Source organism: Salipiger sp. IMCC34102 (assembly GCF_004145405.1).
Classification (GTDB): Bacteria; Pseudomonadota; Alphaproteobacteria; order Rhodobacterales; family Rhodobacteraceae; genus Loktanella.
Window position 1 is genome coordinate 53,008 of sequence record NZ_SELQ01000011.1, and the last position, 22,523, is coordinate 75,530.

Annotated in this window: 22 protein-coding genes and 1 pseudogene; 12 read left to right on the top strand and 11 right to left on the bottom strand. The window is 65.9% G+C overall.

Annotated elements, in window-relative coordinates:
• The first annotated feature begins 11 nt into the window (after nucleotides 1-11).
• Genes rfbC through rfbA form a run of 4 tightly spaced genes read left to right on the top strand, consistent with a single transcriptional unit; the run spans nucleotide 12 to nucleotide 3,341 of the window.
• Nucleotides 12-581 (top strand): dTDP-4-dehydrorhamnose 3,5-epimerase, encoded by a 570-nt coding sequence (rfbC, locus tag EU805_RS16100; protein WP_129765010.1) that lies wholly within the window; start codon nucleotides 12-14, stop codon nucleotides 579-581.
• Nucleotides 578-1,627: a dTDP-glucose 4,6-dehydratase gene (rfbB, locus tag EU805_RS16105; protein ID WP_129765011.1), complete on the top strand. Its 1,050-nt coding sequence runs from the start codon at nucleotides 578-580 to the stop codon at nucleotides 1,625-1,627. Before rfbC ends, rfbB begins: the two co-directional genes overlap by 4 nt.
• Nucleotides 1,624-2,478 carry a dTDP-4-dehydrorhamnose reductase gene (rfbD, locus tag EU805_RS16110; protein WP_129765012.1) on the top strand — a complete coding sequence of 285 codons (855 nt, stop codon included), beginning with the start codon at nucleotides 1,624-1,626 and terminating at the stop codon, nucleotides 2,476-2,478. Before rfbB ends, rfbD begins: the two co-directional genes overlap by 4 nt.
• Nucleotides 2,475-3,341 (top strand): glucose-1-phosphate thymidylyltransferase RfbA, encoded by an 867-nt coding sequence (rfbA, locus tag EU805_RS16115; protein WP_129765013.1) that lies wholly within the window; start codon nucleotides 2,475-2,477, stop codon nucleotides 3,339-3,341. The genes rfbD and rfbA overlap by 4 nt, the downstream gene beginning before the upstream one ends.
• A 233-nt stretch (nucleotides 3,342-3,574) precedes the next feature.
• Here the strand turns inward: rfbA and comE are convergent, their stop codons facing one another.
• From comE to hisD, 3 genes are read right to left on the bottom strand one after another with little or no spacing between them, the layout of a single operon-like run.
• Entirely contained in the window at nucleotides 3,575-4,132 is a 558-nt protein-coding gene (gene comE / locus EU805_RS16120; protein ID WP_129765014.1) for a sulfopyruvate decarboxylase subunit beta, read from the bottom strand.
• Nucleotides 4,129-4,635: a sulfopyruvate decarboxylase subunit alpha gene (gene comD / locus EU805_RS16125; protein ID WP_129765015.1), complete on the bottom strand. Its 507-nt coding sequence runs from the start codon at nucleotides 4,633-4,635 to the stop codon at nucleotides 4,129-4,131. The genes comE and comD overlap by 4 nt, the downstream gene beginning before the upstream one ends.
• A complete protein-coding gene (gene hisD, locus EU805_RS16130) occupies nucleotides 4,632-5,957 on the bottom strand; it encodes a histidinol dehydrogenase (protein ID WP_129765016.1) in 1,326 nt (441 codons plus the stop codon). The genes comD and hisD overlap by 4 nt, the downstream gene beginning before the upstream one ends.
• A 242-nt stretch (nucleotides 5,958-6,199) precedes the next feature.
• Between hisD and tal the strand changes: the two genes are divergently transcribed.
• From tal to EU805_RS16145, 3 genes are all read left to right on the top strand, one after another.
• Nucleotides 6,200-7,138 (top strand): transaldolase, encoded by a 939-nt coding sequence (gene tal / locus EU805_RS16135; RefSeq protein WP_129765017.1) that lies wholly within the window; start codon nucleotides 6,200-6,202, stop codon nucleotides 7,136-7,138.
• A 363-nt stretch (nucleotides 7,139-7,501) separates the two neighbouring features.
• On the top strand, nucleotides 7,502-8,062 hold the full coding sequence (locus tag EU805_RS16140) for a biliverdin-producing heme oxygenase (protein ID WP_129765018.1): 561 nt from the start codon (nucleotides 7,502-7,504) through the stop codon (nucleotides 8,060-8,062).
• Nucleotides 8,063-8,065: 3 nt separating this feature from the next.
• Nucleotides 8,066-10,657, top strand: a complete 2,592-nt coding sequence (locus tag EU805_RS16145; RefSeq protein WP_129765019.1) for an HWE histidine kinase domain-containing protein — start codon at nucleotides 8,066-8,068, stop codon at nucleotides 10,655-10,657.
• Nucleotides 10,658-10,685: 28 nt separating this feature from the next.
• Here the strand turns inward: EU805_RS16145 and EU805_RS16150 are convergent, their stop codons facing one another.
• From EU805_RS16150 to EU805_RS16165, 4 genes are all read right to left on the bottom strand, one after another.
• Entirely contained in the window at nucleotides 10,686-11,540 is an 855-nt protein-coding gene (locus EU805_RS16150; protein WP_129765020.1) for an SDR family oxidoreductase, read from the bottom strand.
• A gap of 115 nt (nucleotides 11,541-11,655) precedes the next feature.
• Nucleotides 11,656-12,456, bottom strand: coding sequence for a metallophosphoesterase (locus tag EU805_RS16155; protein ID WP_129765021.1), 801 nt, complete (start codon nucleotides 12,454-12,456; stop codon nucleotides 11,656-11,658).
• Nucleotides 12,456-13,373: a diacylglycerol kinase family protein gene (locus EU805_RS16160; protein WP_129765022.1), complete on the bottom strand. Its 918-nt coding sequence runs from the start codon at nucleotides 13,371-13,373 to the stop codon at nucleotides 12,456-12,458. Before EU805_RS16160 ends, EU805_RS16155 begins: the two co-directional genes overlap by 1 nt.
• A 68-nt stretch (nucleotides 13,374-13,441) precedes the next feature.
• Nucleotides 13,442-13,762 (bottom strand): metalloregulator ArsR/SmtB family transcription factor, encoded by a 321-nt coding sequence (locus EU805_RS16165; protein ID WP_129765023.1) that lies wholly within the window; start codon nucleotides 13,760-13,762, stop codon nucleotides 13,442-13,444.
• A gap of 92 nt (nucleotides 13,763-13,854) precedes the next feature.
• Here EU805_RS16165 and EU805_RS16170 point away from each other — a divergent pair, with 92 nt between their 5' ends.
• The 3 genes from EU805_RS16170 to EU805_RS16180 are packed head-to-tail and all read left to right on the top strand — an operon-like array spanning nucleotide 13,855 to nucleotide 15,651.
• On the top strand, nucleotides 13,855-14,289 hold the full coding sequence (locus EU805_RS16170) for a YeeE/YedE family protein (RefSeq protein WP_129765024.1): 435 nt from the start codon (nucleotides 13,855-13,857) through the stop codon (nucleotides 14,287-14,289).
• Between the two features lie 4 nt (nucleotides 14,290-14,293).
• Nucleotides 14,294-14,734, top strand: coding sequence for a DUF6691 family protein (locus EU805_RS16175; RefSeq protein ID WP_129765025.1), 441 nt, complete (start codon nucleotides 14,294-14,296; stop codon nucleotides 14,732-14,734).
• The gene (locus EU805_RS16180) at nucleotides 14,734-15,651 is read left to right on the top strand and encodes an MBL fold metallo-hydrolase (RefSeq protein ID WP_129765026.1); all 918 of its coding nucleotides are present in this window, start codon (nucleotides 14,734-14,736) and stop codon (nucleotides 15,649-15,651) included. Before EU805_RS16175 ends, EU805_RS16180 begins: the two co-directional genes overlap by 1 nt.
• Before the next feature lie 66 nt (nucleotides 15,652-15,717).
• Here EU805_RS16180 and EU805_RS16185 read toward each other — a convergent pair whose 3' ends face one another.
• Nucleotides 15,718-16,734: a chemotaxis protein CheB gene (locus EU805_RS16185; protein WP_165351999.1), complete on the bottom strand. Its 1,017-nt coding sequence runs from the start codon at nucleotides 16,732-16,734 to the stop codon at nucleotides 15,718-15,720.
• Between the two features lie 129 nt (nucleotides 16,735-16,863).
• Here EU805_RS16185 and EU805_RS16190 point away from each other — a divergent pair, with 129 nt between their 5' ends.
• Complete coding sequence (locus EU805_RS16190) at nucleotides 16,864-20,412, top strand: chemotaxis protein CheB (protein ID WP_129765028.1); 3,549 nt, start codon at nucleotides 16,864-16,866, stop codon at nucleotides 20,410-20,412.
• Complete coding sequence (locus tag EU805_RS16195; protein WP_129765029.1) at nucleotides 20,409-20,768, top strand: response regulator; 360 nt, start codon at nucleotides 20,409-20,411, stop codon at nucleotides 20,766-20,768. The genes EU805_RS16190 and EU805_RS16195 overlap by 4 nt, the downstream gene beginning before the upstream one ends.
• 19 nt (nucleotides 20,769-20,787) lie before the next feature.
• On the opposite strand, the gene EU805_RS16200 is transcribed toward EU805_RS16195, so the two are convergent.
• From EU805_RS16200 to purU, 3 genes and pseudogenes are all read right to left on the bottom strand, one after another.
• On the bottom strand, nucleotides 20,788-21,771 hold the full coding sequence (locus EU805_RS16200; protein ID WP_129765030.1) for a serine hydrolase: 984 nt from the start codon (nucleotides 21,769-21,771) through the stop codon (nucleotides 20,788-20,790).
• A 197-nt stretch (nucleotides 21,772-21,968) separates the two neighbouring features.
• Nucleotides 21,969-22,187 (bottom strand): hypothetical protein, encoded by a 219-nt coding sequence (locus EU805_RS16205; protein WP_129765031.1) that lies wholly within the window; start codon nucleotides 22,185-22,187, stop codon nucleotides 21,969-21,971.
• 205 nt (nucleotides 22,188-22,392) lie between these two features.
• Nucleotides 22,393-22,523, bottom strand: a pseudogene (gene purU, locus EU805_RS17775) (formyltetrahydrofolate deformylase); the annotation flags it as partial.

The following is a 22,523-nucleotide window of genomic DNA, read 5'->3' on the forward strand; positions in this document are numbered from 1 at the left end:
AGAAACATAGCATGGACCTCTCCCCCACGGATCTCGACTCTGTCGTTGTCCTGACCCCGCGCGTCTTCGGCGACAACCGCGGCAGCTTCTTCGAAAGCTACAACGCCGCGACCCTCGCAGCCCTGGGGATCGACACGCGCTTCGTTCAGGACAACCAATCCCACAGCGCCGAGGCAGGCACCGTCCGCGGATTGCACTTCCAGTCCCCGCCGCACGCCCAGGCCAAGCTGGTCCGCGTTCTGGCGGGAGAGATCTTCGACGTGGCCGTCGACATCCGCCGCGGCTCTCCGACCTATGGCCAGTGGACCGGGGCCACGCTGTCGGCCGAGAACCGGGCGCAATTGCTGGTGCCCGCGGGCTTCCTGCACGGGTTCGTCACGCGGGTGCCCGATTGCGTCGTGGCCTACAAATGCTCCGACGTCTATGCGCCCGACTGCGAAGGGGCGGTGCGCTTCGACGATTCCGACCTCGGCATCGACTGGGGTATCGCCGCCCGCGACGCGGTTCTGTCCGACAAGGATGCGAAGGCCCCGTCCTTCGCCGACCTCGACACGCCCTTCACCTACGAGGCCCGCCCATGAAGATCCTCGTCACCGGGGGTACCGGTTTCATCGGCTCCGCGGTCGTCCTACAGGCGCTCGAAGATGGCCACGAGGTCGTGAACCTCGACAGCCTGACCTACGCCGCGGCGAAGGCGTCACTGGCGGCGGTCGAAGATCACGACGCCTACGCTTTCGAGCACGCCGACATCCGCGACCGCGAAGCACTCGACCGGATTTTCACAGAACACGCGCCCGACGCGGTGATGCACCTCGCCGCGGAAAGTCATGTCGATCGTTCCATCGACGGCCCCGCGGCCTTCGTGGAAACCAACGTGCTGGGCACCTTCCACTTGCTGGAAGCCTCCCGCGCCCATTGGGTGCGCCACGGCAAGCCCGCGGCGTTCCGCTTTCACCACGTCTCTACCGACGAGGTCTTCGGGTCACTGGGCGAGACCGGCCTGTTCGACGAGGACACCCGCTACGATCCCCGCTCGCCATACTCTGCAAGCAAGGCGGGCTCCGACCACCTCGTTCGCGCCTGGGGGGAAACCTACGGCCTGCCGATCCTGCTGACGAACTGCTCGAACAATTACGGACCGCGGCAGTTCCCCGAAAAGCTGATCCCCGTGACGATCCTGAACGCGCTGGCGGGCAAGCCGCTGCCGATCTACGGCAAGGGAGAGAACGTGCGCGACTGGCTCTACGTCGAGGACCACGCGACGGCGCTTCTGAAGGTCCTGACCGAAGCCGCCCCGGGCGACACCTACGCCATCGGCGGCGAGAACGAGGCGCGCAACATCGACCTCGTGCGGACGCTTTGCGAGATCCTCGATGCCCGCCGCCCCGGCGGCGCGCCGCACGCCGATCTGATCACCCATGTCACCGACCGCCCCGGCCATGACCAGCGCTACGCCATCGACCCCAGCCGCATCCGCGAAAAGCTGGGCTGGCGGCCCTCGCTGGAGTTGCGCGAAGGACTGGAGCGGACGGTCGACTGGTATCTCGCCAACGAAGACTGGTGGCGCCCGCTGCAATCCCGCGCCGGCGTGGGTGAACGGTTGGGCAATGATAGGGTGACCCCATGAAGGTCCTCGTCTTCGGCCGCACCGGTCAGGTCGCCCGCGCGCTGATCGACGCGGCCCCCGGGCACGGCTGCACGATAGAGGCCCTGAACCGCGAGGCCGCCGACCTGAGCGATCCGCAGGCCTGTGCCGCGGCCATCGCGGCCACGGATGCGCAGGCCGTGATCAACGCCGCCGCCTGGACGGGCGTCGATGCCGCCGAAGACCACGAGGCCGAGGCGCATGTCATCAACGCGGAGGCCCCCGGCGCCATGGCCCGCGCCTGCGCACAGGCGAACCTGCCCTTCGTCCATCTCTCGACCGATTACGTCTTCGACGGCAGCCCGGGCGCCGCCTGGGCGCCCGACGCCCCCACCGGTCCGCTATCGGCCTACGGTCGCACGAAGCTTGCGGGCGAACGCGCCGTGATGGACGGCGATGCGAAAGCCGTCGTCCTGCGCACCGCCTGGGTCTTCGACGGGCGGGGCAAGAACTTCGTCACCACCATGCTGCGGCTGTCGGAAACCCGGGACACGCTTACGGTCGTCGGCGACCAGGTCGGCGGACCGACCCCCGCCGCCGCCATCGCCGATGCCTGCCTGCAACTGGTCGAACAACTGCGCTCCGGCGCGCCGGGCGGGCTTTATCATTTCAGCGGGGCCCCGGACGTCAGCTGGGCCGACTTCGCCCGCGCGATCTTCGAAGAGGCCGGAGCCGACGTCACCGTTACCGATATCACGACCGCCGACTATCCGACCCCCGCACGGCGTCCCGCGAACTCTGCACTCGATTGCACCTCGCTGAGGGAGACCTACGGCATCGCCCGCCCGGACTGGCGCCTAGCCCTCAAGGACATCATCGGAGAGATCGTATGACCCAGCGCAAGGGCCTCATCCTCGCCGGCGGAACCGGCAGCCGCCTCTGGCCGATCACGCAAGGCCTGTCGAAGCAACTGATGCCGATCTACGACAAGCCGATGATCTACTACCCGCTGTCGGTGCTCATGCTGGCCGGCATCCGAGAGATCGGGATCATCACCACGCCGGAGGATCAGGCACAGTTCCGCAACCTCATGGGCGATGGGTCGCAATGGGGGCTTGCGATCGAATGGCTGGTCCAGCCCAGCCCCGACGGCCTGGCGCAGGCCTACCTGATCGCCGAGGATTTTCTCGACGGCGCCCCCAGCGCGATGGTCCTGGGCGACAACATCTTCTTCGGGCACGGCCTGCCGGAACTGCTGGCAAGCGCCGATCAGGGCAGCGGCGGCACGGTCTTCGGCTACCGCGTCTCCGACCCCGAGCGCTACGGCGTCGTCGGCATGGATACCGACGGCGCCGTAACGCAGATCGTGGAAAAACCCGCGCAGCCGCCGTCGAACTACGCCGTGACGGGTCTCTACTTCCTGGACGGCAGCGCGCCGAACCGCGCACGCGGGATCACCCCCTCGGCGCGCGGCGAGCTCGAGATCACGGCCCTGCTGGAGACCTACCTCGCCGACGGTACCCTCAATGTCGAGCGCATGGGTAGAGGCTACGCCTGGCTCGACACCGGCACCCATGCCTCCCTGCTGGAGGCGGGCAACTTCGTGCGCACCCTGCAATCGCGGCAAGGCATGCAGACCGGCTGCCCCGAGGAGATCGCCTACCAGAGCGGCTGGATCGATCAGGCCGCCCTGCTCACGCTTGCGGACCGCTATGCCAAGACCGAATACGGGGCCTACCTTCGGGGCCTGATCTAGCCGCGTTCCGCCGGCGATCGGATTGCTCGCCCCCGCCTTCCGGCCGCGCGGCCGCCAAGGTCATCCATCTGCGCAACCGATGGTCGATTACGCGTCGCCCCCCTTCATCTGGCCAGATAAACTCCCGCCGGAGGCTCCCGCACCCTCGGCACGCGCCGACGGTTCGATCCCTCCCGACCGAGAGGTCATCCAGCACTCACCGATCCAGGACGGCGAAACCGGGCGCATAGGGCTCACTCGGCCTGAACCGCCCCCATGAAGCGGTCGCGGATCGTGACGGGGTCCATCGTGATGACGGGCATCTTCGCGTTGCCGCTGTCGCATTTCACGACGATCACCGTCTTCTCGCCCGCCTCCAGCGCGCGCTGGAGCGCCTGGCCCGCGTCTTCGCCGCGGCATTCGACGACCCGCTCGGTTCCGCAGGCGCGTGCCACCTCGGCGAGCGAGGTGCGCTGGCCCGCGTAGGTCGGCTGATCGCCGGTAGATCCGTAGGAGCCGTTGTCGATGATCAGAAGGATGAAGTTCGGCGCATGGGTATTGCCGATCGTCGCGAGCGTGCCGAGGTTCGTCAGCACCGACCCGTCGCCGTCGATCACGATCACCGGTTTCTTCTGCGCCACGGCGAGGCCCAGCCCAATCGAGGAGGCAAGCCCCATGGTCCCCAGCATGTAAAAGTTCGACGGCTCGTCCTGGATGGCGTGCAGTTCCTGGCTGGGGATGCCAATGTTGCAGACCACCAGGCGGTCTTTCAGGACGGGTGCCATGTCACGCAGAATCTCGGAACGGATCATTGGTCGCCATAGCCTCCCCAGAAGGTCGCGTCGGTCAGGATCGCGACAGGCTTGTTGCACATGAAGGTGTATTTCAGGATCGGGTCCAGCTCATCGGCGTCCGACTGACGGTGGAAATGGTAGGTCGGGATGTTCATCTGCGACAGGATCGCCTTGGTATGGACCGCCATCTCCACCTGGCAAGCGACCGGCTCGCGCAGCTCTCCGCGGTAGGAAATCAGCATCGGCAACGGCAGGCGGTAATACTGGATCAGCGTGGCAAGCGTGTTCACCGTCACGCCCAGCGCGGTGTTCTGCATGATGATCGCGGGCCGCTTGCCGCCCATAAAGGCACCCGCACAAAGCCCCATGCCCTCGTCTTCCTTGGTGCAGGGAACGTGTCGGATCGCGTCGCGGGTATCGATCTCGGCGATGACGCCGGCCAGTTGCTTGCACGGGACGGTGGTCACGAAGGAGATGTCGTTGGCGATCAGATCGTCCACGATCCGGGCGTCGATGCTCATGGGTGGGCCTCTCGGTTGTCGGCGGTCAGATCGAAGGTCTCGCCCGGGAAGTAACGGGCCAGTCGTGCGTCGGCGGCACGGGCGTGGCCTTCCATTCCTTCGAGGCGGGAGATGCGGGCCGTCGCCTCCGCCACCCGGCGAGCCCCCTGCGGTGTGGCGCGCTGCCAGGTGACGATGCGCAAGAACTTGTGGACCGAGAGGCCGCCCGTGTAACTCGCCGCGGCAGAGGTCGGCAGCACGTGGTTCGTTCCCGTCGCCTTGTCGCCGTAGGCCACGGTGACCTCCTCGCCCAGAAAGAGAGAGCCGTAGCTGTGCAGTCGGTCGAGCCACCAGTCCAGGTCCGCCGCCATGACGGTCAGATGTTCCGGGGCGTAGCTTTCCGAGCAGGCCACCATGCCCTCCCGGTCGGCGCAGAGGACGACCTCGGCGTAGTCGCGCCAGGCGCCCGCGGCGGCGCTGCGATTGGGTTCCGGCAGATCGTCGATCAGCGCGGGCACCTGGGCGATGACGGCATAGGCCAGGGCTTCGTCGTCGGTGACCAGCCAGACGGGGGAATTCGCCCCGTGCTCGGCCTGGCTTACGAGGTCGATGGCGATGAGCCGCGGGTCGGCGGTCGCGTCCGCCAGCACGAGGCTGTCGGTCGGGCCCGCGACCATGTCGATCCCCACCCTTCCGAAAAGCTGTCGCTTGGCTTCCGCGACATAGGCGTTGCCGGGGCCCACGAGGATCTTCGCGGGCGGCAGGTCGAACAGCCCGAAGGCCATCGCCGCGACCCCCTGCACCCCTCCCATGGCGAGGATCCTGTCGGCCCCGCCAAGGTCTGCGGCATGAACGATCGCGGGGTTCACCCCGATCCCCGGCCGCGGCGGAGAGCAGGCGACGACATGACCGCACCCCGCCACCTTGGCCGTCGTCACGGTCATGATGGCGCTGGCGACATGGGCGTAGCGGCCGCCGGGCACGTAGGCCCCCGCGGCGTCGACGGGGATGATCCTTTGCCCCACGGTCAGGCCGGGCTGCACGTCGATGCGCGCATCCTTCAGCGTGTCGCGCTGGGTCTGCGCCACGCGGGCGACGTTGTCCTGGGCGAAGGCGATATCCTCTCGCAGGCGCGCGGGGACCTGCGCGCTGGCCGCCGCGATATCGGCCGAGGCAAGGATTAGGGGGCCGTCGTAGCCATCGAACTGCGCGGCGTATCGCAAGGCGGCGTCCTCGCCCTCCCTCTCGATGGTGGCCAGGATCTCCTGCACGGTCGCGGCGATGTCCGGCGCATCGGTGCGCGCGGTCCGCGTGGCCCTTTTGAGGTAGATCCGCTCGCGCATGATCGGGGTCCGAAGCTGTGTCGGGATCACGTTACGGCAAGGGCGAGGCAATGCAAGCGCGGGCTTCGCGGCGCAATGCTCGAACCGGGCGCACCCGCACGCCCCTTTTGCAGGACGACCACGCGGCGCACGGGCCGAGAAATAGACCTCTTCACACTCCATCAGGGGACCGTAAGCGGTTTCCCATTGCCGCCTGGACCCCTACATAAGGCAAAACGCCCTGCGATCGAAAGGACCGCCCCATGACCAGTGAACTCGACCAACTGCGAGAGATGACCACCGTGGTCGCCGACACCGGAGAGGTGGCCGCCGTCAAGCGGCTGGAGCCCGTGGATTGCACGACCAACCCCTCCCTCGTGCTCAAGGCCGCCTCTGACGAGGCGTCCAAGGACATGATCGACGCCGAGATCAAGAAAGGCCGCGCGGCGGACCTGTCGCCCGAGGAGATCACCGCCACGCTGACCGTCGCCGTCGGCGCGGAACTGACGAAGCTGGTGCCGGGGCGGGTGTCAACGGAAGTCGACGCGCGGCTGTCCTTCGACACCGATGCCTCCGTCGAGCGCGCGCGCGCCATCGTGGCCGACTACAAGGCGCGCAGCGTCGACAAGGACCGCATCCTGATCAAGCTCGCCTCGACCTGGGAAGGGATCCGCGCCGCCGAGATCCTTCAGAAGGACGGCATCGACTGCAACCTGACGCTGCTCTTCTCCATGGCCCAAGCCATCGCCTGCGCCGAGGCGGGCGCCTTCCTGATCTCGCCCTTCGTGGGGCGCATCACCGATTGGTACAAGGCGCGCGACGGCGTGAAGGGATACCTGCCCGACGACGATCCGGGCGTGAAATCGGTCCGCAAGATCTACGATTACTACAAGTGCAACGGGATCGAGACGGTGGTCATGGGGGCCTCGTTCCGCAACATCCACCAGATCGAGGCGCTGGCGGGCTGCGACCGGCTCACGATCTCTCCCGATCTGCTGGACGAACTGGCGAAGAAACAGGCGGACCTGCCACGCAAGCTGTCGCCCACCAAGGCCGAACGGTCCGAGCGTCGTACGATGGACGAGGCCGCCTTCCGCTGGGAGATGAACGCCGATCCGATGGCGACCGAGAAATTGGCCGAAGGTATCCGCAAGTTCGACGCGGACCACCAGAAGCTGATCGAACTCGTCACCAACTGGTGAGCGCGCAGGCGGCGCGCCGCATGCCAGGTGCGCCGCCCTTTTCCGTCGTAACAACATGCCGGCGGGACCTTGCGGTGGCCTCGCGGTGGCCCCTAAGGGCGGGTGAAGGTCGACGTTGCAAGGCGGCGGCCTCAAAACTTTAAGAAATGGGGGCCCATTTCCGAGCCATACTCGCGGGGGATCAAGATGCGATGCCCTGCAACCGGACCAGACCGGTCGACGATGTCTGACTTGTGAAACGCTAATCTACTTTAGGATCAGGCGAGGTCCTGCCTATGGGCATTGCGACGCCCCTGTGAAATTACGTAGATCATGCAAGAAAGTGTTTCACCGCCGGGTGACTTGGAAGGTAAGACCGCCCAGATGAACGCCGATTTTCGTCATGATCTGAAGGCCCGCACGCAGGCAGAGCATGACCGCGTGGACGCTGCGCTGTCCGCCCTCAACCTGGCGGTGGCCCCCGACTTCATCCGCTTTCTGAGCCTGCATCGCGCCTGTTTCGGGGCAATGGTGCAGGCCTGCACGCACGGCAGCGCGATGCAGGACACGTTAAATGACATTTGCACGCGCATCGACGACGATCTTCATACGCTGGGGGCCCCCCCGGTGGCGAGCCTTCCCGTCGATCTCGGCCGGGTCGATCCACTTGCACTGGATTACATGCTGGAAGGGTCGCGCCTGGGCTCCAAGGTGCTGCGCCGCGCCTGGGTGCAGTCCGATGACGTCGTGGTGCGAAAAGCCGGGCGTTACTTCGCGACCCCCGCCCCGGTAGAGCGTTGGCGCGCCGTCTGCGCGAAGCTCTCCGACATCGATGCCGACAGCCCCCGCGCGGCCTGTATCGTGGCGGACGCCAAGCGGCTTTTCGGGCTCTTCACCTTCGCGCCCGTCGTGCGCGACGACCGTCCCGTGCGGCAGGCGGTCTGACGCATGGATCAGGCCGATAGAAACGCCTCGAACGGGCAAACCGTCGATTTGACGAATTGCGACCGGGAGCCGATCCACCTTCTGGGACGGGTTCAGTCCTACGGGTGCCTCGTGTCGACCTCGACCGATCTGCTCGTCAATCACATGTCCCTCAACTGCCTCGAAATCCTGGGCCTCGACCCGGCGGAGGTCGTGGGGGAACGGCTGATCGGCCTTCTGCCGGAAAAGACGGTCCACGATCTGCGCTCGAAAGTGCAGGTCAGCGCGTCGGGCGGCGGTGTCGCGCGGCTGTTCGGCTACGACGTCCTGAAGGATGGGCGCCTGTTCGACGTCTCGATCCACGTCTCCGGCGGATCGTCCTACGTCTTCGAGTTCGAACCCAAGCCCGCGACGGAACCCCGCGACGACCTGGCGCTTGTGCAACCGCTGATGGCCCGCATCAAGCGTCGGGCCACCATCGAGGAGGCGGCAAAGGAAGCCGCCATGAGCATGCAGGTCCTGTCAGGCTTCGACCGGATCATGGTCTACCGTTTTTCCCCCGATGGCTCTGGCGAGGTCATCGCGGAGCGCTGTGCGCCGGACATGGCGTCCTATTTCGGGCTGCGCTACCCGGCCAGCGACATCCCCAAGCAGGCCCGGGCACTCTACACCCGCAACCTGCTGCGCCTGATATCGGACGTCGACGACGAAACCTCCGAACTGGTGCCGCAGACAAACACCAAGGGCGTGCCGCTCGACCTGTCGCTGGCGGTCACGCGGGCGGTCTCCCCGATCCACCTGGAATATCTGCGCAACATTGGGGTCAAGGCCTCCATGTCGGTCTCGATCCTGAAGGGCGACTCCCTCTGGGGCCTGATCGCCTGCCACCATTCCGAACCGCATTACGTCGATTACGAACGCCGCACCGCGATCGAGTTGTTCGCCCAGTTCCTCTCCTACGAACTCGAGCGCAAGATCGACCTGGAAGTGCGCGACGGCGAGCGCCGATCGCGGGAGTTGCATGATCGGTTGATGGTGCGCCTGTCGTCCGGCGGCAAGCTCTACGAGAATTTCGACGTCGTGGCCGAGGAGCTGTCGCAGATCATTCCCAGCGACGGAATCGCGATCTATTCCGAAGGCCGCTACCTGTCGCAGGGCGCCGCCCCCACGGCCGATGAATTCCGCGCATTGTCGCGTTTCCTGAACACGTCACCGGGCAGCGAGATCTTTCACACGTCGAGCATCCAATCGGCCTTCCCCAAGGCGGACGTCCTGGCCGACCGGATCGCGGGCGTGCTGGCCGTGCCGATCTCGCGCGCGCCGCGGGACTACATCGTCTTTTTCCGTCGCGAGATTGCGCACAGTATCCGCTGGGCCGGCAATCCCGAAAAATCGGTCGAACTTGGCCCCAACGGCGTCCGCCTGACCCCGCGCAAGAGCTTCGAGGCCTACACCGAAGAGGTTCGCAACACGTCGACGCCTTGGCTCCCGGCCGAGGTCCGCGCGGCCGAAGTGTTACGGGTCTCCTTGATCGAGATCGTTCTGAAACTGACCGACGAGGCCGACCTCGAACGCCGGACCGCGGCCGAGAAGCAGGAGCTGCTGATCGCGGAACTGAACCACCGGGTCCGCAACATCCTCAATCTGATCCAGGGACTGGTCAGTCAGGGCAAGAGTGCCGCGACCGACTTTGCCAGCTACACCCGCGTGCTCGACGGGCGGATCCAGTCGCTGGCCCGGGCCCACGACCAGCTGACCCGGCAGGAATGGGGACCGACCTCGCTGCGCGAACTGGTCTCGGTGGAGGCGAACGCCTTCCTGGGCGGCGAGAAGGACCGCCTGATCCAGACCGGCGACCGCCCGATGCTGGCGGCGGAGGCATTCTCGACCATGGCGCTGGTGATCCACGAGCTGGTGACCAATTCGGCCAAGTACGGCGCGCTGACCGACAGTTCGGGCACCGTCAATCTGAACTACGACATCCGGCCCGACGGCGATCTTCAGATCACCTGGCGCGAGCGCGGCGGCCCGCCGGTGAAGGCGCCGACGCGGCGGGGCTTCGGCTCCACGATCATCGACCGCACCGTGCCCTTCGAGCTGGGCGGTGCCGTGCGCACGCGCTACAAGCTGGCCGGCTTCGAGGCCGACATCACGATCCCCGCGGACTACATCAGCCACCCGCTCGATGACGCGCCGGACGAATCAGAGACGACGGGTCCGTCGCGCAACGACATGGCAAAGTTGTCCGGTGTCGGATTGGTGGTCGAGGACAACCTGATCATCGCCATGGATGCGACCGATTTCATGATGCTGCACGGCGCGACGCGGGTCCACCAGGCCAGCTCGGTCGAGGAGGCCCTGACGGTCCTGTCGAACGAAACCATCGACTTCGCGCTTCTGGACGTGAACCTCGGGCGGCAGACCTCCCTCCCGGTGGCCGAACGGATGCGCGAGCTTGGCATCCCCTTCGTCCTTGCGACGGGATACGGCGACGTGAAGAGCATCCTGGGCGAATACCCCGAGGCCCCGGTCGTCAAGAAACCCTACACGGGCGAGTCGATCCTGCAGTTCCTGCTGGAAGCGACCGAGGCGGAAGCCGACGACGACACCGCCTGAGGTGCCGCCGCCGGATGATCCAAGCGGATCAGGCGTTGACGATCATGCCGCCGTTGGGATGCAGGGTCTGACCAGTGAAGTAGCTGCCGTCGCTGGAGGCGAGGAACAGGTAGGCCGTCGCGATTTCCCACGGCTGGCCGGCACGGCCCATCGGCGCGCCGGAGCCGAAGTCCTCGACCATCTCGGCGGGCATGGAGCCTGGGATGAACGGCGTCCAGACCGGGCCGGGCGCCACGGCGTTCACGCGGATGCCGCGCTCCAGCAGGTTCGACGCCATCGAGCGGCTGAAGGCCAACGTCGCCCCGCGCGAGGTGGAATAGGCGATCAGTGTGTCGTTGCCCTTGAAGGCGTTGACGGAAGTCGTGTTCACGATCGCGTCCCCCTCCTTGAGGTGCGGCAGGGCGGCTTGCGTGACGAAGAACTGCGCCAGGATGTTGCTGTCCATCATGCGGCGCAGACGCTCTTCGGACAGCTCCGGCAGGTCTTCGTCGATCCACTGCATCGCGGCATTGTTGATCAGGATGTCAAGCTGACCGAAATGCGAAACGGTCTTCTCGACCGCGTCGGTGGCGTGGGACTTGACACCCAGATCACCGGGGATCAGCAGCGCCTCGGAGCCTTCTTCCTCGACCAGCTTACGGGTGTCCTCGGCGTCCTTGTCCTCGTCGAAATAGGCGATGGCCACGCGTGCGCCTTCACGGGCGAACAGCACCGCCACGGCGCGGCCGATGCCGCTGTCGCCACCGGTGATGAGGGCGACCTTGCCCTTCAGCTTGCCGACGCCGGGATGGCGCGGCGCGTAATCGGGTGCGGGATCCATCTTGTGTTCGTCGGCCGGCATCGAGTTCTGATGCTGCGGGGGGATCTTCGGGGCGTCGGTCATGGGTCTGGTATCCGGGTCGGGTCAGGGATGCAGGACAACACCCGGCCCCTTCACCTGTTCCACGCCCACCTCAGGTTGTATCCCGCGCCCGGAAGAAGCCCGGCATGGCGTGGTCTCAATCGAGCGCATGCCAGCCGTCCGCATCCCGGCGGTAGCGCGCCTGGCTTCTGGCGCCGTAGGTCTTGGTGTCGGGATCGGCGACCATGCGGCAGGCGCTGAAGGTGTCGCCTTCGATATCGAGGATCGCGAATTCGTTCGGATCGCCCCGCAGACGCGTCGACAGCCCGGTCCCGCAGTGAACCTGCAGGGTCATGGAGCGCATTTTCTCGGCCAGGAACGGCTCGACCGTCCACTGGTGCAGATGGCCCGACAGGATGACGTGCGGGCCGCAGTCGGCCCATTCGCGCAGGGCGCGGGCGGCGTGCTTCATCACCTTCTTCTCGACATCGGGCGACTGGTGGAAAGGGTGATGCGCCATGACCACAATCTGCTTGTCATGACCCTTCTCGCGGATCGTCTCGCACACGCGGGCGATCTGTCTCGGGCGGATCAACCCGCGCTGATGGCTCCACCGATGGGTCGTGTCGAGACCTATGATCACGGCGGCGTCGGTCTCGTAGACCGGGGCCGTCTCTTGCGCGATCCATTTGCGGTAGGCCCGGCGCGGATTCAACGCCCGCCCCACGAGGTTGTAGAGCGGGATGTCGTGGTTGCCCGGCACCGCGATCCACGGGTGCGTCAGCCGGTCGACGAAATCGCGCGCCATCCGGAACTGGTCGGCATTCGCGCGCTGGACGAAATCCCCCGCGATGGTCACGAGGTCCGGATCGGCCTCGGCCACGCTGGCCAGCAGCGGGTCCACGAGGTCGGGGCTGGCCCGGCCGAAATGCAGATCGGTCAGCAGGACGAGGCGCATTATTGCGTGTCCCCGCGCTGGTGCGGTTTGGGCACCTTCACCCGTATGGCATCGGGTACGACCGAGAAACGGTAAGGCCCGGGCATCGATTCGCGTTCGCCGTCGCGGGCGACGAGTCGATTGCCGCGACGGGTCTCGATCAGGATCTCCCGCCCGGTGTGCAGGGTGTAATCCTCGCCCCGGTGGATGCCGCCGATCAGGATCTTGATCGCGCGCCAGAGCAGTTGCAGCCGGTTGCTGTCGGGGGCGAGGATCAGCGCAAGGTTGCCCTCCCGCACGGCATCGGCACCTTCGAAGGCGTATTGTTCGAGTTGGTAGGCACTGCTGGCCACGAAGGCCATGGGCGAACGGACACGCCAGCTTTCGCCATCCACCGTGATCTTCATCCGCAGCGGACGGTAGATCGTCAGCATCGCCACGATCACCGACCAGTAGGCCGCCAGGCGGCTGCGCCCCCAACGGCGATAGGTGCCCTCCCGGACGTCGAGGACGGCGGCATAGGCACCAAGGCTCGAATTGTTGACGAAGACACGGTCGTTCACCGTGCCGACCGTCATCGTGCCGGTGTCACCGTCCAGGATGACGTCGAGTGCTGCATCGAAGTCCTGGGGAATGCCCAGTGAACGCGCCATGAAGTTGAACGTCCCCATGGGCAACATGCCAAGGGTGACGTCGTGGCCAAGGAGGCCGGACGTCACGCCCGCGATGGTCCCGTCGCCACCTGCCGCGACGATGGTCTCGAAACCGTCCTTCAGCGCCTTTTCGACGACGCGATCCAGCGCCCCGGGATCGTCGAGCGCCCGCAGTTCCATCCGTTCGTCGGCGCGGATGCGGGCGATGAGCGCCTCGGTCTCGGGGTCCTCGGACTTCCGCCCCGAGGCGGGGTTGAAAACGACGCAGATCTTCGGCGCGGCCATCGGGTATCCTCTTCGACGCGATGGACTAAAATGCGCGAGGCTGACCTATGTTCCGCGCAGGCTCAAGCTCATGGCGTATCATCGCCGGGGCGCGCGCAGTAGAGCTTGTGCAGGGTGTGCAGGACTTCTTCGATCTCGGTCCCGTGGATCGAGTAATAGATCGTCTGACCGTCCCGGCGGCCGGTCACGAGGTCCGCTTCCTTCAACCGTTTGAGCTGTTGCGACATCGCAGGCTGCGGAAGATCGCAGGCCCGAGCCAGGTCACCGACCGAGCGTTCGCCCGCCAGCAAGCGGCACAGGATCTGCAGCCGCGCCTCGGACGCCAACATGCCCATGAGCGCCGCAGCCCCCGCGATATCGCCGTCGAGCAGATCGTCGATTTCCGCCATATTCTACCTGTTGAATATTCCGTATTTCTTATATATAGAATTTTGCATGTATCACAAGCCCGCCGGTCGGGCCGGTCACGAAGGAAGATGGCTTGGAAACCGAATTCACGCCCTGGGCCTCGCTCGCAGGCGGTTTGATGATCGGCGCGGCGGCGGTTTTGCTGATGGCCAGCAACGGGCGGATCGCAGGCATCAGCGGCCTGACCTCGCGCGTCTTCGCCCGCGGTACGGATGGTGAGGCGCGGGGCGTCTCGGCGCTTTTCGTGCTGGGCCTCGTGCTGGCGATGCCGCTCTGGGCGCTGGTGGCGGGCGGCTTCCCGCAGCAGTGGGTGCCCTCCAACCTGGCGCAGATGGCCGTGGCAGGGGGTCTGGTAGGGTTCGGCGCGGTACTCGGGAACGGGTGCACGTCCGGCCACGGCGTCTGCGGGATCAGCCGCGGGTCGGGGCGATCGATCGTGGCGACGGCGACCTTCATGGCGGCAGCCTTCGTGACCGTCTACTTGCTCCGCCACGGGATTGGAGGATAACTCAGTGAAACAGCTTTTCGCCCTTCTGTCGGGCATCCTCTTCGGGCTGGGCCTCATCCTGTCGGGGATGTCGGATCCCGCCAAGGTGCTCAATTTCCTGGATGTCTTCGGTCGATGGGATCCAAGCCTCGCGCTGGTCATGGGCGGTGCGATCGCGGTCACCGCGCCGGGCCTCGCTCTGCTGCGGCGCGGGAGGGTGCGGCCCTGGTTCGACACCACGTTCCGCATTCCCACCCGCCGGGACATCGATGCACGCCTTCTGTCGGGGGCCACCCTTTTCGGCGTGGGCTGGGGGCTTGGCGGCTTCTGCCCCGGTCCCGCATTGACCGCCCTCCCAATGGCGGCCGCCGGCACGCTCGTTTTCCTGCCGTTCATGCTGGGCGGCATGTGGTTGGCGCGCCACGTTCCGGATGACCTGACCCGATCCGCGAAAGGAGCCGCGTGATGACCGACCCCCTGAACACTCCCGTGGTGCGCAAATCGGCCTCGACCGGGCCCGGCAGCCCCGACGTGTGGGGCATCTACGAGCCGGACACCGGATCGATCCAGTACATCTGCGCCGATCCCGCGACGAAACAGGCGGCGTTGATCGACGTGGTCTGGAACTTCGACCCCAAGAACTACCGCTTCTCGGCCGAGAGCATGGACCAGGTGCTGGATCTCGTCCGGACCGAGGGGCTGAGCGTCCAGTGGGTGCTGGACACCCATCCCCATGCGGACCACGTCATGGCCTCGGCACAGCTGAAGGCCCGGACCGGGGCGCCCAATGCCATCGGCGCCCGCGTGCCAGAGATCGCGCGGATCTGGGCGGATCTCTACAACACCCCGTACGCCTTCGATCCCGGTCGCGATTTCGACCACCTGTTCGAAGAAGGTGCGACTTTCCAGATCGGTGAATTGAGCGTGCAGGTCATGCTGTCGCCCGGGCATACCCTGGGCTCGATCACCTACATCTGCGGCGACGCGGCCTTCACCCATGATACCCTGATGCAGCCGGATGCCGGCACATCGCGCTCGGACTTCCCGGGCGGCGACACCGCGGAGTTGTGGGACAGCATCCAGGCCATCCTGGCCTTGCCCGGCGATACGCGGCTGTTCGTGGGCCACGATTACGGCACGAAAAACCGCCGGGAGCCTGCCTGGGAAGCGACCGTCGACGCTCATCTCGCACAGAACATCCACGTGGCAAGAGGGGCGGATCGCGCGGACTACATCGACCGCCGCCAGACCAGGGACGCGACGCTGGCCTTGCCGATGCGCATCATGGCCGCCTTGCAGATCAACCTGCGCGGCGGCCGCCTGCCCCCGGCAGAGGACGACGGTCATCACTACCTGAAGGTCCCGGTGAACAGGTTCGACTGAAGCGGATCGCCGCCACGTTCCCCGGTCCGGCGGAGGGGGCCGCGTACCACCCGCCCCCTGCCCCGGTCACTGCATCGGGCGGTCGGGGTCGGACTGGCCTGCGCGAGTCTCGTGACGGCGCTTGATGATCTCCTCGATCATGTCGGCATCCTCATGCACGGCCGCCGCGCGACGTTCGAGGAAGCCGGAGCCCTTCGTGTCGCTGCGGTTGTCGGCCATCTTCTGGATCAGGGCGGCGCGGCCCCGATGGGCGCGCAGCGCGTCGAACAGGCCGCGGTCCATGGCATCCTCCTGCGCCTCGCCCAGGGCGTCGATGGTATAGGCATGGCCCGTGTGGCAGCGGTACCGAATCAGCGGCCCATCCTCGATCTCCCACAGGACACCGTTGCAGTGCGGGCAGTTGTAGGGCGAGAGTTCGCCCAGGCGGTCCTCGTTCTTCATGCTCGCGGCCTCCAGGCTGGAAATCTTCAACTCGACCCCGATGTCCCAAGGCACCTTGCCCGGCGCCTCGGCCTTCGCGCCCGCGAGGTCGATCAGGCGCGCCGCGATCCGGTCGAGCGGCACCGGCTCGGCCGCGGGGACGGCCAGTTTCGCCGCATTGGGCATGTCTGGGAACTCTGCCTCCAACGGCTCCTGCACGAGGATACGCCCTCCGGTGCGATAGAGCGCCCGCGCCCCCGCCGCGCCGTCATCCATCAGGCCCGACAGGATCAGACCCACCGCGCGGGAGCCGCGATAGACGGCCACGGAGCGAAACAGCGGATCGATGGCCGGGCGAAAGTTGTTCTCGTGCGGACCGCGCCTGAGGTGCAGGTGCCCCGCACCCAGCATCATGTGCCGGTCAGGCGGGGCAAAGATCGCGCAGCCCGGCTCTACCGACATGCCGTCGAAGGCTTGTCGCAACGGCAGATCCGTCAGGTTCTGAAGAAGGTCGATGGCCCGCGTCTCTCCATGGCCGCCAATGTGCTGGCAGATCAGGATGGTCGCCGGAAAGCTTCGATCCAGATCGGGAAGAATCGTCTTCAGCGCGGTGAAACTGCCGGCCGATCCTCCGATGACGATCGTGTCCAATGTTGCGCTCATGTCCGGATTTCCCGCATTTGACCGACCCGATTCTTGAAAAGTGTTTCCCGTCGAATAGGTCATGTTACCATAATGTTAGAAATTCGCCTGCGGATTGCGGGGGAATGACGTCGGGAAGTTTGCGTTACTATGACAGGTGATTTTGCCGCACCTACCCAACCCGTCGTCGGAATAGGTGCCTCCGCGGGCGGGCTGCAGGCGCTGACGGAATTCGTGTCCCGTCTCTCGCCCGACACCGGCGCGTGCTACGTGATCGTCCAGCACCTCTCCCCGGATCAGAACTCCATCATGGATCAGTTGCTGCAGCCGAACGCGCGGTTGCCGGTTTCGCAGATCAAGTCCGGCGAAGAAGTCACGGCGAACCACATCTACATCGTGCCGCCGGGCCACTTGCTGGAGCTGCAGGACGATCATTTCCACCTGACCGAGCGCGACACCTCCGAACACCTGCACCGGCCCATCGACCACTTCTTTTCCTCGCTCGCCCAGACCAAGGGGCGGGACGCCTATTGCGTCGTCCTGTCGGGCACCGGGTCCGACGGCGCCGACGGGGTGAAGCGGGTGAAGGCCGGCGGTGGCTTCGCGCTGGTGCAGGAAAGCCAGGGCGCACGTTTTCCGGGCATGCCCGACAGCGCCGTCGCCACCGGGCTGGTCGATTTCGTGCTGCCCGTGGGGGATATTCCGGGGCGGTTGCAGGACATCATGGCCCACCGCGGCAATCTTCGAAACGAGAGATTGCGCGAAAGGCTGCGCCACGACGTCGAGGCCAGCCTCGAGACCATCGCCGAACGCCTGTCCGAGGTCTCGGGCAACGACTTTTCCAGCTACAAGCCGGGCACGCTGGTGCGCAGGATCGAACGGCGCATGTCGTTGTTGCGGGTCGAATCGGTCAAACGTTTCCTGAGCATTCTGAAGGACGACCAGCAGCAGGCCGAGCTTCTGGCGCAGGAATTTCTGATCGGCGTGACGCAATTCTTTCGCGACGCGGAGGCCTTCGAGCAGCTGCGCGAACGGGTGATCGCGCCGCTCGTCGCCCGCGACCAGCGCAATATCCGCATCTGGGTTCCGGGCTGTTCCACCGGCGAGGAGGTCTATTCCATCGCCATGCTCTTCATGGAAGAGATGGATCGCCAGGATCGCCATCATGTCCTGCAGGTCTTCGGCACCGACATCGACATGCCGGCCCTGGTCAACGCGCGCCACGGCAACTTCTCGACTCCCGCGGTCGAAGCCCTGGGCAAGGAACGTCGGGAACGGTTCTTCACCGCCAGCAACGGACGCTACCGGGCGATTTCCACCTTGCGCGAATCCTGCGTTTTCGCCCCACATAACCTGGTTCAGGACCCGCCCTTCTCGCGGCTCGATCTGATTTCGTGCCGCAACCTGATGATCTACCTCTCCGCCCAGCTGCAGTCACAGGTGATCCCGCGGTTCCACTTCTCGCTGCGCGACGGGGGGCACCTGTTCCTCGGCCCGTCCGAGAACATCGCGGGGGAGGACAAGCTCTTCGACGTGGTGGACAAGAAGAACAAGATCTTCAAACGCAATTCCGACGCACAGACCCGCTATTCCGCCTTGCGCGACCCCGTCCCCAAGGTGCGCAGTTCCAGCCCGTCCCGACTGGCCGAGGCGGGCTTTTCGCCCTCTCACGCCTCCGAGGTCGCGCTGGACGTGCTGGCCGAGCGTGAGTTCCTGCGCCAGCACGCCGCCCCCTTCGCGCTGATCAGCGAAGACGGCAACATCGAGTTCCTATCCCAGCGCATGGCCGATTTCGTCCGCCCGGCCCCCGGGACGCCATCGAATGCCATAGACGCCTACCTCGTTCGCGAATTGCGCGTACCGGTGCGTTCGGCCCTTGCCGAGGCGGTGGAGAGCGGCCGGATCGCGAGGATGCAGGACGTCCTCGTCGAACGCGATGACAAGCTGACATCCTACGATATCAGCGTGAGCCCCCTGCAGGACGAATCGCAGCATTACCTTCTGTCGCTCGACACGGTCAGGCGCATCGAGACGGGGTCGTTGAGCCAGGCCGTCGAACGCCGCGAGCAGGCAGACCGCGACATGCTCGAGACCGAGAATTTTAGTCTCCGCCGCCAGTTGAGCGCGGCCCTGCAGGAGTACGAGACCTCCGGGCAGGAACTGAAAAGCTCGAACGAAGAGCTCTTGTCGATGAACGAGGAGTTGCAAAGCTCCAACGAGGAACTTGAGACCTCGCGCGAGGAATTGCAGTCGATCAACGAGGAGCTCGAAACGGTCAACGCCGAGCTGCAGGAGAACAATCGCCAGCTGACGCGCGCGAACAGCGACCTCAAGAACCTGTTCGAAAGCACCGACATCGCGGTGCTGTTCCTCGACCGGAACTTCTGCGTGCGCAACTTCACCCCTGCCACGTCGGACCTCTTCGGTATCCGGGCCCGCGACATCGGGCGACCGATCCTGGATCTGTCCTGGCGGGTGGATTACCCGTCGCTTCACGACGACGCGCGGCAGGTCGACGAGACGTTGCAGCCTCTCGAACGCGAGGTCCAGGTGAAGGCCTCGGGCGAGACGTTCCTGCTTCGGGTCAAGCCCTACCGCACCACGGAAAACCTGATCGACGGCTACGTCCTGTCCTTCGTCGACATCACCAGCCGCAAGAATTTCGAGGAAACCCTGCGCCGCAACGAAGAGGATCTGGCCCGGCAGTACGGCGAGCTCGAGAACCTCTACGACACCACCCCGGTCGGCTTGGCGCTGGTCAATCGCTCCTACGAATGGCTTCGGATCAACGAGACGCTGGCCGCGATCAACGGCTACTCGGTCCAGGAACACCAGGGCAAGAACCACGATCAGCTTTTGCCAGACATCGCCGAGATCGTGGAAGGCATCTTCGACCGGGTCTTCGAGACGGGAGAGCCCGTCCTGGGCATCGAGATTTCTGGCCAGACCCCGGCCAGCCCCGGCGCAACGCGCTACTGGATCGGCGATTTCTATCCCGTGCGGTCCAACGGCGAAGTCTTCGCCGTCGGCGTCTGTGTGCGCGAAGTCACCGAACAGGCCAAGATGGTCGAGGAGATTCGCCAGCAGAACAGCCGCCAGAAGATCCTGCTGGGCGAATTGCAGCACCGGGTGAAGAACACGCTGGCCACCATCTCGGCGGTGGCCAAGATGCTGTCTCGCCCCGGCGACAGCCCGCAGGAATTCCGTCGACGCTTCCTGGAACGCTTGGCCGCCATATCGCGCACCCACGACCTTCTGACCGACGCCGACTGGCGCGAGGTCAGCCTGTTCGACGTCCTGCGCAAGGACTTGCGACCCTACGAAGGCAAGGATGGCGACCTGCTGAACCTGACCGGACCGGACCTTCTGTTGAGCCCGCAGCAGGCCATGGCCCTTGGCATGGCCACGCATGAGCTGACGACGAATTCCGCCAAGTACGGCGCGATCTCGGCCGATGGCGGCCGGATCGACGTGCAGACCCGGGTGGATGATCGCGACGATACCCGCCATGTGACGATCCGCTGGGTCGAACGAGGCGGCCCCAAGATCAGCGCCCCGCCGAAGACCAAGGGTTTCGGCAGCGTGATGATCGAAGATGTCCTTGCCAGCGATCTAGGTGGCCAGGTGGCGGTGGAATACGCCCCGGACGGCCTGGTGGTCGAAATCAAGTTCAGCGACCCTCGGTTGGAGACCGCATGAAACGCATTCTCGTTCTCGAAGACGAGCGCCTGATCGCGCTCGACATCGCAGCCACGCTCGAAGAGGCCGGGTACGATGTCATCGGCCCACACGGTAGCGTCGAGGGTGCCTTGACTGCGCTGGAGGACGTCCCGCCGGACTTCGCCCTTCTGGATGTGAACCTCGGGCGGCACGGCACCAGCCTGCCGGTGGCCGAGGAACTGGCGCGGCGGTCCCTGCCCTTCATGTTCCTGACCGGCTACACCACCTTGTCCGAAAGCTTCCCCGAGACGTTCGGCGACTATCGCCGTGTGCAAAAGCCCTTCGTGTCCAATGAATTGATCACGGCTCTCGAAGAGGAACTGCCCTCGGAATGACCTTGCGGCGGCTGCGTTCTCAAGCGGCCATCGCCAGGATCGGCCCGTCGAGAAGGTCCATCAGCTGACCGAAATATCCTTGGGACCGCGCAGGCAGGTTGGGATCCGACGTGATCGCGACAGCGAGGTCCGCCTCGCGGTGCGCCGCGATGATCTGCCCGCCGTAGCCGCGCCCAAGCGCATAGCCCGAGGGCGACAGGAACCAGCCGTATCCGTAGGACAGACCCGAGTAGGGCGAGCGCGCCCGCGGCGTTGTCGAGGCCTCGATCCAGGACTGCGAAATCACCTGCTCCCCCTCGAAGCGCCCGCGGTCGCGCAGCAGGGTGGCGACCTTCAGCATCGCGGTCGGACGCAAGGCCATCTCGTTCCCGCCCAGGTAATTGCCTTGCGGATCGCGGGTCCAGGGCGGAATCTCGATGTCCAGTGGCGCGCCGAGGCGGTCGCGCGCCTGTGTCAGAAGGCTTTGCCCGGTGGCGACGCTCAACGCGGCCCCGAGGACATGGGTGGAGCCGGTGGAATAGAGCATCCGTCCACCCGGCTCTGCCACCAGCGGACGCGACAGCGCGTCGGCCACCCAGTTGGACGAACTGACCCAGGCGCCGTAATTGCCACCGGAGGTCCGCTCCAGCCCCGCGCGCAGGCTCACGAGGTCCTCCATCGTGATACCCGCGACCGCCGGGGCGGCGGAGGCGGGCACGAGTTGCGGGGCGACATCGCCAAGCCGGGCCTCGACACCGGACACGTCGCCGCGGTCGATCGCCGCGCCCAAGAGCAGCGCCACGATGCTTTTCGAACAGGACTTGATGTTGGCAAGCCGGTCCAGCCCCGGCCCGCGCGGGGCTTCGGCAAAGATCGTCTCGCCCCCCCGACGCACCGACACGGAGTGAAGCTGCGACATCGGAGCAATGGCGGAGCGCAATGCGTCGGCCGGTTGCGCCCGCAGGATAGAGGGCGTGGCCAAGGCGGCGGAAGCGGACAGGAGCAGGGTTCTACGTTCGATCATGTCCCTGAACTGGAGCCACCACCGCCGGAGACCAGCGTCGGGGCTTCACAACTTGCGGAGGTGGCGGTGCCGTCGCCGCAATCGGTGACCGCCTTTGGTCCGCAACGCCAATTGCCCTAAACCGAAGCCATGCCTGCAGGCCGGTTCGGGATCGATCCCGCGACCTTGGCCAGGGGTGCATTGAGGTTTGCGGCGCATCAACCGTCGTCGGGATCCCTGTAGTTGTCGGGATCGAACAGGATGAAGAACTCGACGGTGCAGAACGCCGCCGCGGCACCGGTGATCACGGCCCAGCCAAGGTTTCCCGCCGCAAGCTCGAACAGCGTCCAGCCCCATAGCACCGCGCAGATCGCAAGCCGCCGCCCCACGGGGGCCAGAGCGGGCGCGCGGACGTTGAAAAGATCCTTCAGTGCCACCGGGGGCCTCCTGTCGCTGCCAAGAGCGTCGACGCCGTTTCGAACGCCAGGCGACGGTATGGACGAAAAGCGGCCTCGTCCATCGACCTAAGCCCAAACCGGGGCCTTGAGACGCCTTCGCGCTCCCTTGGAGGAACGCCGCCCGCACCTGTGCCCCCGAAACTGGCACAGGTGCCGCGGTCGGTCCAGCAAGGAGCGCGCGTGATCAGCCCATCCGTTCCGACGCGTAGGAACCCGGCGAGGCCGGGAAGACGACCGTCTTGTTGCCGTTGAGGAAGACCCGCCCGTGGATATGCGCGTGGATCGCGCGGGCCAGGACCTGCGCCTCGACGTCAC

Coding starts and splice junctions, on each gene's coding strand:
- rfbB (WP_129765011.1), top strand. CDS start 578: ATGAAGATCCTCGTCACCGGGGGTACCGGTTTCATCGGCTCCGCGGTC.
- EU805_RS16165 (WP_129765023.1), bottom strand. CDS start 13,762: ATGGCGGAAATCGACGATCTGCTCGACGGCGATATCGCGGGGGCTGCG.
- EU805_RS16140 (WP_129765018.1), top strand. CDS start 7,502: ATGAACGCCGATTTTCGTCATGATCTGAAGGCCCGCACGCAGGCAGAG.
- rfbD (WP_129765012.1), top strand. CDS start 1,624: ATGAAGGTCCTCGTCTTCGGCCGCACCGGTCAGGTCGCCCGCGCGCTG.
- EU805_RS16145 (WP_129765019.1), top strand. CDS start 8,066: ATGGATCAGGCCGATAGAAACGCCTCGAACGGGCAAACCGTCGATTTG.
- EU805_RS16190 (WP_129765028.1), top strand. CDS start 16,864: ATGACAGGTGATTTTGCCGCACCTACCCAACCCGTCGTCGGAATAGGT.
- hisD (WP_129765016.1), bottom strand. CDS start 5,957: ATGCGCGAGCGGATCTACCTCAAAAGGGCCACGCGGACCGCGCGCACC.
- EU805_RS16195 (WP_129765029.1), top strand. CDS start 20,409: ATGAAACGCATTCTCGTTCTCGAAGACGAGCGCCTGATCGCGCTCGAC.
- EU805_RS16150 (WP_129765020.1), bottom strand. CDS start 11,540: ATGACCGACGCCCCGAAGATCCCCCCGCAGCATCAGAACTCGATGCCG.
- EU805_RS16200 (WP_129765030.1), bottom strand. CDS start 21,771: ATGATCGAACGTAGAACCCTGCTCCTGTCCGCTTCCGCCGCCTTGGCC.
- EU805_RS16185 (WP_165351999.1), bottom strand. CDS start 16,734: ATGAGCGCAACATTGGACACGATCGTCATCGGAGGATCGGCCGGCAGT.
- rfbC (WP_129765010.1), top strand. CDS start 12: ATGGACCTCTCCCCCACGGATCTCGACTCTGTCGTTGTCCTGACCCCG.
- comD (WP_129765015.1), bottom strand. CDS start 4,635: ATGAGCATCGACGCCCGGATCGTGGACGATCTGATCGCCAACGACATC.
- comE (WP_129765014.1), bottom strand. CDS start 4,132: ATGATCCGTTCCGAGATTCTGCGTGACATGGCACCCGTCCTGAAAGAC.
- tal (WP_129765017.1), top strand. CDS start 6,200: ATGACCAGTGAACTCGACCAACTGCGAGAGATGACCACCGTGGTCGCC.
- rfbA (WP_129765013.1), top strand. CDS start 2,475: ATGACCCAGCGCAAGGGCCTCATCCTCGCCGGCGGAACCGGCAGCCGC.
- EU805_RS16155 (WP_129765021.1), bottom strand. CDS start 12,456: ATGCGCCTCGTCCTGCTGACCGATCTGCATTTCGGCCGGGCCAGCCCC.
- EU805_RS16160 (WP_129765022.1), bottom strand. CDS start 13,373: ATGGCCGCGCCGAAGATCTGCGTCGTTTTCAACCCCGCCTCGGGGCGG.
- EU805_RS16180 (WP_129765026.1), top strand. CDS start 14,734: ATGACCGACCCCCTGAACACTCCCGTGGTGCGCAAATCGGCCTCGACC.